The organism is Sphingopyxis sp. EU05-FHT14B03 (genome assembly GCF_058790875.1).
Window position 1 is genome coordinate 588,248 of the sequence record NZ_JBYTDC010000002.1, and the last position, 12,816, is coordinate 601,063.

At 65.2% G+C, this 12,816-nt stretch carries 12 protein-coding genes; 6 read left to right on the plus strand and 6 right to left on the minus strand.

The window, feature by feature from the left end:
- Position 1: 1 nt before the first annotated feature.
- On the minus strand, positions 2-442 hold the full coding sequence (locus AC3WS4_RS11945; RefSeq protein WP_492738480.1) for a hypothetical protein: 441 nt from the start codon (positions 440-442) through the stop codon (positions 2-4).
- 11 nt (positions 443-453) lie between these two features.
- On the opposite strand from AC3WS4_RS11945, the gene AC3WS4_RS11950 reads away from it, so the two are divergent.
- On the plus strand, positions 454-843 hold the full coding sequence (locus AC3WS4_RS11950; protein WP_492738478.1) for a hypothetical protein: 390 nt from the start codon (positions 454-456) through the stop codon (positions 841-843).
- Between the two features lie 51 nt (positions 844-894).
- On the opposite strand, the gene era is transcribed toward AC3WS4_RS11950, so the two are convergent.
- The 3 genes from era to lepB are packed head-to-tail and all read right to left on the minus strand — an operon-like array spanning position 895 to position 3,277.
- Positions 895-1,788, minus strand: coding sequence for a GTPase Era (gene era, locus AC3WS4_RS11955; protein ID WP_492738476.1), 894 nt, complete (start codon positions 1,786-1,788; stop codon positions 895-897).
- Positions 1,785-2,462: a ribonuclease III gene (gene rnc / locus AC3WS4_RS11960; RefSeq protein ID WP_492738474.1), complete on the minus strand. Its 678-nt coding sequence runs from the start codon at positions 2,460-2,462 to the stop codon at positions 1,785-1,787. The genes era and rnc overlap by 4 nt, the downstream gene beginning before the upstream one ends.
- Complete coding sequence (lepB, locus tag AC3WS4_RS11965) at positions 2,459-3,277, minus strand: signal peptidase I (protein WP_056348481.1); 819 nt, start codon at positions 3,275-3,277, stop codon at positions 2,459-2,461. Before lepB ends, rnc begins: the two co-directional genes overlap by 4 nt.
- Before the next feature lie 279 nt (positions 3,278-3,556).
- On the opposite strand from lepB, the gene pgi reads away from it, so the two are divergent.
- The 3 genes from pgi to AC3WS4_RS11980 all read left to right on the plus strand — a co-directional run bounded on the left by pgi (position 3,557) and on the right by AC3WS4_RS11980 (position 7,738).
- Positions 3,557-5,062 carry a glucose-6-phosphate isomerase gene (pgi, locus tag AC3WS4_RS11970; protein WP_492738472.1) on the plus strand — a complete coding sequence of 502 codons (1,506 nt, stop codon included), beginning with the start codon at positions 3,557-3,559 and terminating at the stop codon, positions 5,060-5,062.
- 204 nt (positions 5,063-5,266) lie between these two features.
- Positions 5,267-6,613 (plus strand): glutathione-disulfide reductase, encoded by a 1,347-nt coding sequence (gene gor / locus AC3WS4_RS11975; RefSeq protein WP_492738470.1) that lies wholly within the window; start codon positions 5,267-5,269, stop codon positions 6,611-6,613.
- 108 nt (positions 6,614-6,721) lie between these two features.
- Complete coding sequence (locus AC3WS4_RS11980) at positions 6,722-7,738, plus strand: NAD-dependent epimerase/dehydratase family protein (protein ID WP_492738468.1); 1,017 nt, start codon at positions 6,722-6,724, stop codon at positions 7,736-7,738.
- Positions 7,739-7,854: 116 nt separating this feature from the next.
- On the opposite strand, the gene AC3WS4_RS11985 is transcribed toward AC3WS4_RS11980, so the two are convergent.
- Complete coding sequence (locus AC3WS4_RS11985; RefSeq protein ID WP_492738466.1) at positions 7,855-8,640, minus strand: SDR family NAD(P)-dependent oxidoreductase; 786 nt, start codon at positions 8,638-8,640, stop codon at positions 7,855-7,857.
- Positions 8,641-8,753: 113 nt separating this feature from the next.
- On the opposite strand from AC3WS4_RS11985, the gene AC3WS4_RS11990 reads away from it, so the two are divergent.
- Positions 8,754-9,647 carry a LysR family transcriptional regulator gene (locus tag AC3WS4_RS11990; RefSeq protein WP_492738465.1) on the plus strand — a complete coding sequence of 298 codons (894 nt, stop codon included), beginning with the start codon at positions 8,754-8,756 and terminating at the stop codon, positions 9,645-9,647.
- On the opposite strand, the gene AC3WS4_RS11995 is transcribed toward AC3WS4_RS11990, so the two are convergent.
- A complete protein-coding gene (locus AC3WS4_RS11995) occupies positions 9,644-11,053 on the minus strand; it encodes a helix-turn-helix domain-containing protein (protein ID WP_492738463.1) in 1,410 nt (469 codons plus the stop codon). The two genes, AC3WS4_RS11990 and AC3WS4_RS11995, sit on opposite strands and share 4 nt — an antisense overlap.
- 108 nt (positions 11,054-11,161) lie before the next feature.
- Between AC3WS4_RS11995 and AC3WS4_RS12000 the strand changes: the two genes are divergently transcribed.
- Positions 11,162-12,694: an acyl-CoA carboxylase subunit beta gene (locus AC3WS4_RS12000; protein WP_492738461.1), complete on the plus strand. Its 1,533-nt coding sequence runs from the start codon at positions 11,162-11,164 to the stop codon at positions 12,692-12,694.
- Positions 12,695-12,816 lie beyond the last annotated feature (122 nt).

The window sequence follows — 12,816 nt, forward strand, 5'->3', positions numbered from 1 at the left end:
GTCAGCTGAAAATCCCGGGGTCGACGGGTGGCTTGCCGGACAGCCATGCGACGGCGTCGGCGCGGAACAGCACGGCTGCCGACGCGACCGAAAGCGCGGTCGAAAGCAGCGAGCCTGCGAGCGACAATGTCCCCAACCCGTCGGGATTGAACAGCCCGGCAATTGTCTGCAGCGCACCGATCGCGGTCAGCACGACGTAAATCCATTTCGCGACGTTGCTGCCGCGCCGCGCAATGGCGTACCAGAGCGCGAAAACGATCGCCAAGCTGATCACGAGGATGACAAAGACCACGCCGAACGACCCGCTTGATCGGCCGACGCCGGCCTCGCGGTCGAACGCCGTCGCCATCTCGTTCCAGGTGATGAAGGTGGTTACGATGCTGACCAAGGTCGACGACCAGAAGAAGCGCTCAAAAAGGATGATCGACGGCGGTCGTTGCAAGATTTTTCCCCTTGATCGAAGCGGCTGCAGATCGATTAGCGACAAATATTGATCCGCGCCATTCAATCTCGGGTGATGCTCGGATCAGCATTTTATCAGTTGGCGCAGGCCACCAGTGCGGCGTGAAAAGTCCGGCCGAGGGAGTTGTCGCGCTGAATGATCCTGATCGCCGATCCAGTGCTGCAATTTGTTCGGCTAGGCAGCAGCACGACGGCTTCTTACCCATTAGCCAGCCGCACGACAGTACGGGTCTGCAATTGCCTCGTCCCGATTTGCTCGATACGAACGACCGTACCGCGAACAACCGTTTCTACGCCAGTTGCCGAAATATAGCCCCAGGCCAGGATCAGTGTCAGCGTGATCGCTACGACGCCCAAGGCTATCCCATTGAGGAATATTGATCGAGGACGGGTGCCGGGTGTGTTCAACGGGTCGCTGGGCATGGCCCCGCCTCAATCCACCCAATCAAGCCCCATGTCGCGATAGACGCTGCGGTCCTCGTCCCAGTTTGCCTTCACCTTCACATGCAGGAACAGATGCACCTTGCGTCCGAGCAATTCGGCGAGCTCGGCGCGCGCCTTGCTGCCGATTTCCTTGATCCGCTCACCCTTGTGGCCGAGGATGATCGCGCGCTGATTGTCGCGTGCGACCAGAATCTGCTGGTGGATTTCGGCGCTGCCGTCCTTGCGCGTCGTGAATTTCTCGGTCTCGACGGTCGACTGGTAGGGCAGTTCCTCGTGGAGCTGGCGATAGAGCTGCTCGCGGGTGATTTCGGCGGCGAGCATCCGTTCGGGGGCGTCGCTGACCTCATCCTCCGGGAAATGCCAGGGTCCCTCGGGCATCAAGGCCGCCAGCGTCGCCTTGAGTTCGGGAACCCCGTCGCCGGTGCTCGCCGAGATGAAGAAGGTTTCGTCGAACGCGACCCGTTCGTTGAGCTGGGTCGCGATGGTCAGCAGCTTGTCCTTCTTGGTCAGGTCGACCTTGTTGAGGACCAGGAATTTCTTCTCGGGCCGCCCCTCGATCCCTTGCAGAACGCGTTCGGCGCGCTCGCCGAGCTTTGCCGCGGCATCGATCATCACCAGGATCGCCTCGGCCTGGTCGAGGCTGTTCCACGCCGCGGCGACCATCGCGCGGTCGAGCCGGCGGGTCGGGGCAAAAATGCCGGGGGTGTCGATCAGCACGATCTGCGTCTCGCCGTCCATGGCGACGCCCATCAGGCGGGTGCGTGTCGTCTGCGCCTTGGGGCTGACGATCGCGACCTTCTGGCCGACGAGCGCGTTGACGATGGTCGATTTGCCCGCATTCGGCGCGCCGACGACCGCGACGAAACCGCAACGATGGGTCATTCTTTCAATCCTTCCAGGATCGCGAGCATCGCGATCGCCGCGGCCTTTTCAGCCGCCTGTTTCGATGCGCCTTCGCCTTCGGCCTCGGCGAGCTTGCCGACGATCACTCCGACGCGAAAACGCGGGGCATGGTCGGGGCCTTCGCGGCGGATCAGGCGATATTCGGGGGGCTTGCGGCCCTTGGCGGCGGCCCATTCCTGCAGCGCCGCCTTGGGGTGTTTGGGCGCCGACACCTGGCCGTCGATCATCTCGCCCCAGTGCTTGACGATGAAGGCGCGCGCGGGCTCGTCGCCATGGTCGAGCCACAGCGCGCCGATCAGCGCCTCGAGCACGTCGGCGGCGATATTGTCGCTGTACCGCCCGCCGTCGCCGATCGCCTGCGTGCCGAAGCGGACATGCGCGTTGAGGTCGAGCCCCTGCGCGATCCGCGCGCAGGTTTCGCCCGAGGCGAGCACATGGAGACGCGATGACAGCTCGCCCTCGGTCGCCCTGGGAAAGCGGCGGAAGAGTTCGGACGCGATGACGAGGCCGAGCACGCGGTCGCCGAGATATTCGAGCCGCTGATAATCGGCAGCGCCGCTGCTGCCGTGGGTCAGCGCCTCATGATAGAGGCCGAGGTCGCGTGGTTCGGCCCCGGTGATGGCTGCGATCGTGTCGGCGGAGGCGCCGCTCAAAAGCCTTCCCCGATGCGCTCCCAGCGCGCCGCGGTGAACCAGCTGATCGGGTTGATCCAGCTTGCCGAACCATCGGTCGAGAACATGCCGACCAGCGCGTGGCCGACCAGATTTTCCTCGGGGACCAGGCCGATGCCGCCGCCTTCCTGGGCGGGGAAGCGGCTGTCGGCGCTGCGATCGCGGTTGTCGCCCATCAGGAACAAATGCCCCTCGGGCACGGTGACGAGCGTCGTATTGTCCTGCGCGATGCTCATGATGTCGAGCACGGCATAGCTTTTGCCGTTCGGCAGCGTTTCCTTGAACTGCGGATAGCGGCACTGGCGCTGGCCGTCGGCGGCGATTTCCTCGAACTGCATCGCGAAGCAGGGCAGGGTGCCTTCGTTGCGCGCGGCGTCGATCATGTTCGCGGTCACCGGGATCACGAAATCGGCCATCTTTTCGCGCGGCAGCGGCTTGCCGTTGAGCCAGACGATGCCGTCGCGGACCTGCACCGTGTCGCCAGGCAGGCCGATCACGCGCTTGATATAATCATTGTCGTTGACCGGCGGCGCCTTGAACACGACGACGTCGCCGCGCTCGGGGGTCTTGGCGAAGATGCGCCCGGGGATCAGCGGCACGCTGAACGGCAGGCTGTATTTCGAATAGCCATAGGCCATCTTGTTGACGAGCAGATAGTCCCCGATCAGCAGCCGTGGCTGCATCGATTCCGACGGAATATTGAACGGCGACAGGAAAAAGCTGCGGAAAATCAGCACCGCGATCGCCAACCAGGCGAGGAAGCGCACCGTGTCGATCGCCTCTTCCTTCGCGCTCATCGGAGCGGGGGCGGGCGTGGGGTTCGCGGGGCCGGCGGGGGGCGGCGTATTGGCGGTCAGGCTGGCGTCGGTCATGGCGCGGCATTTGGCGATGAATAGGTCTTCGCGCAAGCAAATATCGGCGGATGGCACTGGCGTGCGCGGCAGCGCGGACCTATGGATTGAGCCATTATTCATCCCGTTCGCATCGAACGAAGTAGAGATGCCCGTCGGCCTGGCGCCGTGCTTCGGGGTGTCTCGACTTCGCTCGACACGAACGGAGAGAGGGAAGTTCGATATATGACCCGATCCGATCAAGCCTGGCAGGCGCTCGCCGACTGGCAGCCGCAGCGGCTGACCGACCTCGTCGCCGCCGACCCCGCGGCGCGACTGGGCAAGCTGGTCCGCAATGTCGCCGACATCCGCTTCGACTTCGCCAAGACCCATCTCGACGACGCCGCGATCGCCATATTGTCGGACCTCGCGGCTGCGCAGGATTTCGGCGGACGCCGCAAGACCCTGTTCGCGGGCGGCGTCGCCAACCCGAGCGAGGACCGCGCCGCCGAACATAGTGCCGAACGCGGCGACGGCGCGCCCGAATCCGTCCACCGCGCGCAGGCGCTCCACCAGCGGATGCGGATGCTGATCGACGCGATCGAGGCCGGTGCGTTCGGCGAGATCCGCCATCTGCTGCATATCGGCATCGGCGGGTCGGCGCTCGGCCCCGACCTGCTCGTCGATGCCTTGGGGCGCGGCGGGTCGCGCTACGATGTCGCGGTCGTCTCGAACGTCGACGGCGCCGCGCTCGACGAGGCCTTCGCCAAATTCGATCCGGCCTGCACATTGATCGCGGTCGCGTCGAAGACTTTCACCACGACCGAAACCCTGCTCAACGCCGCCTCGGCGCTGCAATGGCTGGAGGAGGCCGGGGTGCCCGATCCGTTCGGGCGCGTCATCGCGCTCACCGCGATGCCCGAACGCGCGATGGAGTGGGGTGTCGACGAGACGCGCATCCTGCCCTTCGCGGAATCGGTCGGCGGACGCTATTCGCTCTGGTCGTCGATCGGTTTTCCGGCCGCGCTGGCGCTCGGCTGGGACGCCTTCGCCGACATGCTCGAGGGCGCAGCCGAGATGGACCGCCATTTTCGCCTGTGCGACGGCGCCGACAATGTCGGCCTGCTCGCCGCCTTTGCGGATCAGATCTACGCCAACCGCCTCGCCTGCCAGACGCGCGCGGTCTTCGCCTATGACGAACGGCTGCGCCTGCTGCCCTCCTATCTCCAGCAGCTCGAAATGGAATCGAACGGCAAGGGCGTGATGCTGGACGGCAAGCCGCTCGACCGCGCGAGCGCGCTGATCACCTGGGGCGGAGTCGGCACCGATGCGCAGCATGCGGTGTTCCAGCTTCTGCATCAGGGCACCCACCTGATCCCCGTCGAATTCGTCGTCGCGCGCGAGCCCGATCATCTGCTCGACGAGGCGCATCACGAAACGCTCGTCGCCAACTGCATCGCGCAGGGCGCGGCGCTGATGACCGGGCGCGCGAGCAGCGACGGCGCGCGCAACTACCCCGGCGACCGGCCGTCGACGACGATCCTGCTCGACCAGGTCACCCCGCGCAGCCTCGGCGCGCTGATCGCCTTTTACGAGCATCGCGTCTTTGCCAATGCGGTGCTGCTCGGCATCAATCCCTTCGACCAGTTCGGGGTCGAACTGGGCAAGGAAATGGCCAAGGGCCTGTCCGAAGGCACCGTCGAGTTCGACGCCGCGACACAGGCGCTGATGGCGGCGGCGCTGGGGGAATAGCCTTCGTCATTGCGAGAAGCCGAAGGCGACGAAGCAATCTCCAGCCATCGGCCTTGCGCGTGGTCGATAGCTGGAGATTGCTTCGCTTCGCTCGCAATGACGAGTTTGGACAGTCTGAGCGTAAAATTCGATTGGCAAGCTGCCGCCGCGTAACCACATAGGCGCTCGCTGCGAAGTGCAGCCACCATCCTTCAGGGGCCGTCCATGAGCAATTTCGACTATGATCTCTTCGTCATCGGCGCTGGGTCGGGCGGGGTACGCGCCTCGCGCATCGCCGCGTCGCACGGTGCGCGCGTCGCGGTGGCCGAGGATTATCGCGTCGGCGGCACCTGCGTCATCCGCGGCTGCGTGCCCAAGAAACTGCTCGTCTATGGCGCCCATTTCGCCGAGGACCTGAAGGATGCGCGCCATTTCGGCTGGGACGTCCCCGACTGCAAATTCGACTGGGACCGGCTGCGCGACAATGTCCAGGCGGAGGTCACGCGGCTCGAAGGCCTCTATGGCCAGACGCTCGAAAACCATAAGGTCACCGTCTTCAAGACGCGCGCGACGATCGCGGGGCCGCAGAAGGTGCGGCTTGCCGACGGCACCGAACTGACCGCCGAACGCATCCTCGTCGCGACCGGCGGCTGGCCGCATGTTCCCGAGTTTCCGGGCAGCGAGCATGCGATCACCTCGAACGAGGTGTTCCACTTGGATAACTTGCCCAAGCGCGTGGTGATCGCAGGCGGCGGCTATATCGCCAATGAATTCGCCGGCATCTTCAACGAATTCGGCAGCAAGGTGACGATCGTCAATCGCGGCGACACGATCCTGCGCGGTTACGACGAGCAGATCCGCGACCGGCTGCTGCAGATTTCGATGACCAAGGGCATCGACTTCAAGTTCAACGCGCCTTTCGAGAAGATCGTCAAGAATGACGACGGTACGTTGACCGTGCATCTGGGCGGCTGCGAGCCGATCGTCGCCGATGCGGTGCTCGTCGCGGCGGGGCGTGTGCCGAACACCAAGGGGGTCGGGCTGGAGGAGGTCGGCGTCGACCTCGACGACCATGGCGCGATCAAGGTCGACGAAAGCAATCAGTCCTCGGTGCCGAGCATCTATGCCGTTGGCGACGTTACCAATCGCATCCAGCTGACGCCCGTCGCGATCCGCGAGGGGCAGGCCTTTGCCGACAGCGTGTTCGGCGGCAAGCCGACCGTGGTCGATTATCAGAATGTCCCGAGCGCGGTGTTCAGCCACCCGCCGATCGGCGCGGTCGGCATGACCGAAGCCGAGGCGCGCAACAAGCTGGGCAGCATACGCGTTTATACCAGCGATTTCCGCGCGATGAAGAATGTCCTCGCCGGCCGTAACGAGCGCGCGCTGTACAAGATGGTGGTCAATGCCGCGACCGACCAGGTCGTCGGGCTGCACATGATCGGCCCCGACGCGCCCGAGATTTTGCAGGCGGCGGCGATCGCGGTGAAGGCGGGACTGACCAAGGCCGATTTCGACAACACCGTTGCGCTGCACCCGAGCATGGCCGAGGAACTGGTGCTGCTGAAATAATGCTGTGATCCCCGGCGAAAGCCGGGGCCCGGAAGTCGCAATGGACCCCGGCTTTCGCCGGGGAACGGCTGGTGCTATCCTCTTTGCGACAAGCGAGGGGAGGGGCGCATGGCGGGCACGGTATTGGTCACCGGGGGCAGCGGGTATATCGCGGGCTTCCTGATCCGACAGCTGATCGAAAACGGCTGGCACGTCCACACGACAGTGCGCAGCTTGAAACGCGAGGCCGAGGTCCGCGGCTGGCTCGATGTCGACAACAGCAAGCTGAGCTTCTTCGCCGCCGACCTCGAACATGATGCGGGCTGGGCCGAGGCGGTGGCGGGCTGCACACATGTCGCACATGTCGCGTCGCCCTTTCCGCTCGATGTTCCTAAACAGGCCGACGATCTGGTGATCCCGGCGCGCGAGGGGGCGCTCATGGCGCTGCGTTTCGCGCGCGCTGCCGGGGTGACACGCTTCGTCCTGACCTCGTCGATGGCGGCGGTCGCCTATGGGCATGGCAAGGGCCGCGACCTCTATAACGAGGCCGACTGGAGCAATCTCGATAACCCCGAGGTCATGCCCTATCCGCGCTCCAAGACCGTCGCCGAGCGCGCAGCGCGCGACTGGGTCGCGGCCGAGGGCGGCGATATGGAATTCGTCTCGGTCAATCCGGCAGCGGTGTTTGGGCCGCTGCTCTCGGACGATCTGTCGACCTCGATCGAGGTGGTGAAGCAATTGCTCGAAGGCAAGGTGCCGATGTGCCCCAACGTCGGCTTCGGTATCATCGACGTGCGCGACGTCGCCGACATGCATTATCGCGCGCTGACGGCCGAGGGGATCCGGGACGAACGCTTCGTCTGCTCGGGGCCGTTCCTGAAATTCGTCGATGTCGCGAACATCCTGACCGCCAATCTCGGCGAACAGGCACGCAAGGTGCCGACGCGCAAGATGCCCGACTGGCTGCTCAAGGCGCTGGCGATCGTCCGGCCCGAACTCAAACAGGTCGTCGCCGAACTCGGCAATGTCCGCGGTGGCGACAGCAGGCATGCGATGCAGCGCCTCGGCTGGACGATGCGCCCGCCCGAGGAAGCGATCCTCGCGACGGCGCATGATTTGATCGGGCGCGGGATTGTGAAGGTCTGAAAATCCCCCTCCCATTTATTGGGAGGGGTTAGGGGAGGGCCTGTTTCCTTCCAAAGGTAGGCGTCTTTGGACACGCCCTCCCCCAACTCCTCCCGCAAGCGGGAGGGGCGTTTCCATCACGCAATCGTCGGAACGATCCCGCCTTCGGCGCGGATCGCCGCGCCGTTGGTCGCCGCCGCCAGCGGGCTTGCGAGGAAGGCCGTCATCGCGCCGATCTCGTCGGCGTCGATCAGGCGGCGGATCAGCGACAGCGGGCGCAGCTCTTCGAAAAAGGCCGTTTCGCGCTCGGCTTCGGGCGCGTCGGGGTTCGACACCACCGACTGGATGAAATCGACGATCCCTTCGGACCGCGTCGGTCCCGGCAGCACCGAATTGACCGTCACGCCGCTACCCCGGGTCTGCTCGGCCAGCCCGCGCGCGATGGTCAACTGCGCGGTCTTGGTCATGCCGTAATGGATCATCTCGGCGGGGGGCAGCAGCCCGCTTTCGCTCGCGATGAAGATCACCCGGCCCCAGTTCTTCTCGAGCATCTTGGGGAAATAATGCCGCGACAACCGCGCGCCGCTGACGACATTGACCTCGAAAATATGGTGCCAGTCGGCGTCGCTGATCTCGGCGAAGGGCTTGGCTTCATAGATGCCGAGGTTGTTGACGAGGATATCGACCGCGGGAACCGCGGCGATCAAGTCTGCGGCGCCCTCGGCGGTCGCGGGATCGGCCAGCACGGGGCGGATATTGCCCGCCGCCGCTAGTTCGGCCGCAGCCTCGTCGAGTTTCGCCTGGTTGCGGCCGGTGATGACGACCTCGACGCCCGCCTCGGCGAGGCGCTTGGCGATCGCGAAGCCGATGCCGGCGGTCGATCCGGTGACGAGGGCGGTCTTGCCTTTGAGTTTGAGGTCCATGACGTGTCTCCTAGTATAAAGGCCTGCTGATGGAGACGAAGATAGCGTCGCCGCTCATTGTTGATTAGAATGTCGCTTATCACTTCAGAAGTGATTCAAAATCAGGAATGGCGATGGATAATCGGTTCGGCGATATCGAGACCTTCCTGGCGGTGGCGAGCGGCGGCAGTTTCGCCGCGGCGGCCAAGGCGCTGCGGCTCACCCCCTCGGCGGTCAGCCGCAGCATCGCGCGGCTCGAAGCGCGGCTCGGCACGATCCTGTTCCGCCGCACGACGCGCTCGCTGGCGCTGACCGCCGAAGGCAGTGCCTATCGCGACCGGATGAGCGTGCTGCTCGCCGAGATCAAAACGGTTGAGAGTGACCTCGGCCGCGAGAAACAGGGGCCGCGCGGATTGCTGCGCGTTAACGCATCGCCGTCGATCGGGGTGCCGTTGCTGCCGATCCTGCCGCGTTTCACCGCGCGCTATCCCGAGATTATCCTCGACCTCGCGCTCTCGGACACGATCGTCGATCTGGTCGAGGAACGCGCCGACATCGCGATCCGCATCGGCCCGCTGCGCGACACCAGCCTGCGCGCCAAGAAGCTCGGCCACAGTCGCATGGTGCTGGTCGCCAGCCCGGCCTATCTCGCGCGCCGCGGCACCCCGCACACGCCCGACGATCTCGACGGACATGATTGCCTGCGTTTCAGCTTCCGCCGCTCGATCGACAGCTGGCCCTTCCTTGTTGGTGGCCGCGTCGTCCACCGACCGGTTCCCGGCAGCTTCTTCGGCAATTCGGGCGACCTCGTGCGCCAGATGGCGGTCGCTGGCGGCGGCATTGCGCGCCACGGCCATTTTCATGTCGCCGCCGATCTCGCGGCGGGGCGGCTGGTCGAATTGCTGCCCGATTATCACCCCGGCGACGGCGAGGATATCCACGCGCTCTACGCGCCCGAGGACCGCGCCGCGGCGCGCATTCGGGCCTTCCTCGATTTCCTCGATGAGGAACTGGTGATCGCCGGCTAGCCGATCCGGTACGGCACCACGTCGCGCCGGTCCGGATCGACCAAAATGGGTCGGTCGCTTGGCGGGAAGGCGCGCTGGTCGCAATCGTCGCGCGGGCAGATGCGGCACGACGAACCGATCCGCGTCGCCGCCTGCGGCGCGGCGACATCGACCCCGTCGGCGTAGACGAACTCGCCCGCATATTGCGCCTCGCATCCCAGCGCGACGGCGTAGCGGCGTGGGGATCGTGCATAGCTGCCCGAGGGTTTGACCAGCCCCTTCGCCATCGACACATAGCGCAGCCCGTCGGGGGTCTCGGCGAGCTGGAACAATATGCGGTCGGGGATCGCCGCTGCCTCATGCACGACCCACAGCGGACAGGCGCCGCCGAAGCGCGCGAATTGCAGGCGCGTCGCGCTGTGCCGCTTGGTGATATTGCCCGCCATGTCGACGCGGCAGAAGAACATCGGGATGCCGCGCGCGCCGGGGCGCTGGAGGGTCGAGAGGCGGTGGCACGCCTGCTCGAAACTGACGCCATAATCCATCCGCAGCCGGTCGATGTCGTGGCGCACCGCGCGCGCGCTGGCGCGGAACGGCGCATAGGGCATCAGCACCGCGCCCGCGGCGTAATTGGCCAGCCCGACGTGGAGCAATTGCCGCGCTGCCGCGGTACGCAGCGGCGACGCCTCGACCACCGCCGCGATCTCGTTCGCGAGCGCGAGCGCGGCGAGCTGGTGCGCCAACTGAAACCGCCGGCTCTCGGCGGGCTGCGACGGGTCGATCACCAGGTGGCGCATCGTCGCATCATAGTCGCGCAGCGCCTGCGTCTGGTTATAGACGATCGAAATGCCGAGCGCGTCGCGCAGCCGCCGCTCGATCGTCTCGACCGCAGGCGAGGGCGATTTGCCGCGCAATTGCGCCGCAAGCACTTCGGCCGCCCGGTCGATGCTGTCGACGTAGTTTCCCGCGTCGTGGAACCAGTCGCGCACCTCCTCCCACGGCAGGCGGCTGCCCTCGGCGGTGCCGCCGGTCAGCGCCTCGTCGATGATCTGCAGCCGCTGGCCCGCGCGGCGATAGGCGGCGTGGAGCGCGACGAACTGGTCGGCGAGCTGCGGCTGTTGCAGCGCGGCGCGTTCGAGCTGTTCGGGGGGCAGGGGCGCTGCAGCGAAGAGCGGATCGGCGGCGGCTTCGCGCAGCGCGCCCTGGCGGCGGTCGCCGGTGTCGGTTGCAACCTCTTCCCATTCGAGCGGGAACAGGCGTTGCAACCGGTCGAGCAGCGCGGGGGTCAGCGGGCGGTCGTCATGCTCGATCTGGCTGAGGTAGGAGGCCGAGATGCCGAGCTGCGCGGCGAAGTCGGCCTGGCGGATCGCGCGGGTTTCCCGAAGTTGGCGAAGTTGTCGCCCAGCGTAGAGGCGGGTTGGGGTCATAAGGCGCAGGCTACTTTGCAAACTGTCACTTTGCAACTTTGCAAATTCGCATTTGCATCGCGGCCCCCGTGGGCGCAGACGGCGCATTCGATTTATCCGGAGAGACGCATGTCCGCCAATATCGCCGAAATGGAACGCCGCCGCGCCGCCGCCGCTTTGGGCGGCGGGCAAAAGCGCATCGATGCGCAGCACAGCAAGGGCAAGCTGACCGCGCGCGAGCGGCTCGACGTGCTGCTCGACCATGGCTCGTTCGAAGAGCTCGACACCTATGTCGAACATAATTGCACCGATTTCGGCATGGAAAATCAGAAGATACCGGGCGACGGCGTCGTCACCGGCAGCGGCACGATCAACGGTCGCCTCGTCTATGTGTTCAGCCAGGACTTCACGGTTTTCGGCGGCGCGCTGTCCGAGCGCCACGCCGAGAAGATCATGAAAGTCATGGACAATGCGATGAAGGTCGGCGCGCCGGTGATCGGCCTGAACGACAGCGGCGGCGCGCGCATCCAGGAGGGCGTCGCGTCGCTCGGCGGCTATGCCGAGGTGTTCCAGCGCAACGTGCTGGCGTCGGGCGTGGTGCCGCAGATCAGCCTGATCATGGGCCCGTGCGCGGGCGGCGCGGTTTACAGCCCGGCGATGACCGACTTCATCTTCATGGTGAAGGACAGCAGCTACATGTTCGTCACCGGCCCCGATGTGGTCAAGACGGTGACCAACGAGGTGGTGACGCAGGAAGAACTGGGCGGCGCGATCACCCACACGACCAAGAGCTCGGTCGCCGATATCGCGTTCGAGAATGATATCGAGGCGCTGCTCGCGACGCGCGACTTCTTCGACTATCTGCCCGAAAACAACCGCAGCGGGGTGCCCGAGCGCCCGACCGACGACCCGTGGGACCGCGCCGAGCCGAGCCTCGACACGCTGATCCCGCCCAATGCGAACCAGCCCTATGACATGCACGAGCTGATCCGCAAAACGGTCGACGAGGGCGATTTCTTCGAGGTGCAGCCGGCGCATGCGGGCAATATCCTGTGCGGCTTCGGGCGCATCGAGGGGCGCACGATCGGCATCGTCGCGAACCAGCCGATGGTGCTCGCGGGGGTGCTCGACATCAATTCGTCGAAGAAGGCGGCGCGTTTCGTGCGCTTCTGCGACGCGTTCGAAATCCCGATCGTCACCTTCGTCGACGTACCCGGCTTCCTGCCCGGCACCGCGCAAGAATATAATGGCATCATCAAACATGGTGCGAAGCTGCTGTTCGCTTATGCCGAGGCGACGGTGCCGAAGATCACGGTGATCACGCGCAAGGCCTATGGCGGCGCATACGACGTGATGGCGTCAAAGCATCTGCGCGGCGATCTGAACTACGCCTGGCCGACCGCCGAGATCGCGGTGATGGGCGCGAAGGGCGCGGTCGAGATCATCTTCCGCAGCGACATCGGCGACCCCGAGAAGATCGCGCAGCGCACGAAGGAATATGAGGATCGCTTTGCGAACCCGTTCGTCGCGGCGTCGCGGGGCTATATCGACGAGGTCATCCATCCCCACAATACGCGCAAGCGGATTGCGCTGGGGCTGCGCAAGCTGCGGAACAAGCAGTTGGAGAATCCGTGGAAGAAGCATGACAATATTCCGCTGTGACTATGGATTGGCTCGCTGCGATTGCGCTTCTGGTCTTTGCAATCTTCTGGTTCTGGCAGGGCGCCAGAGCTTTTAGGACGCGCCAAGCATGGAACCGACGGGACATGCGATGGGAGAATGTC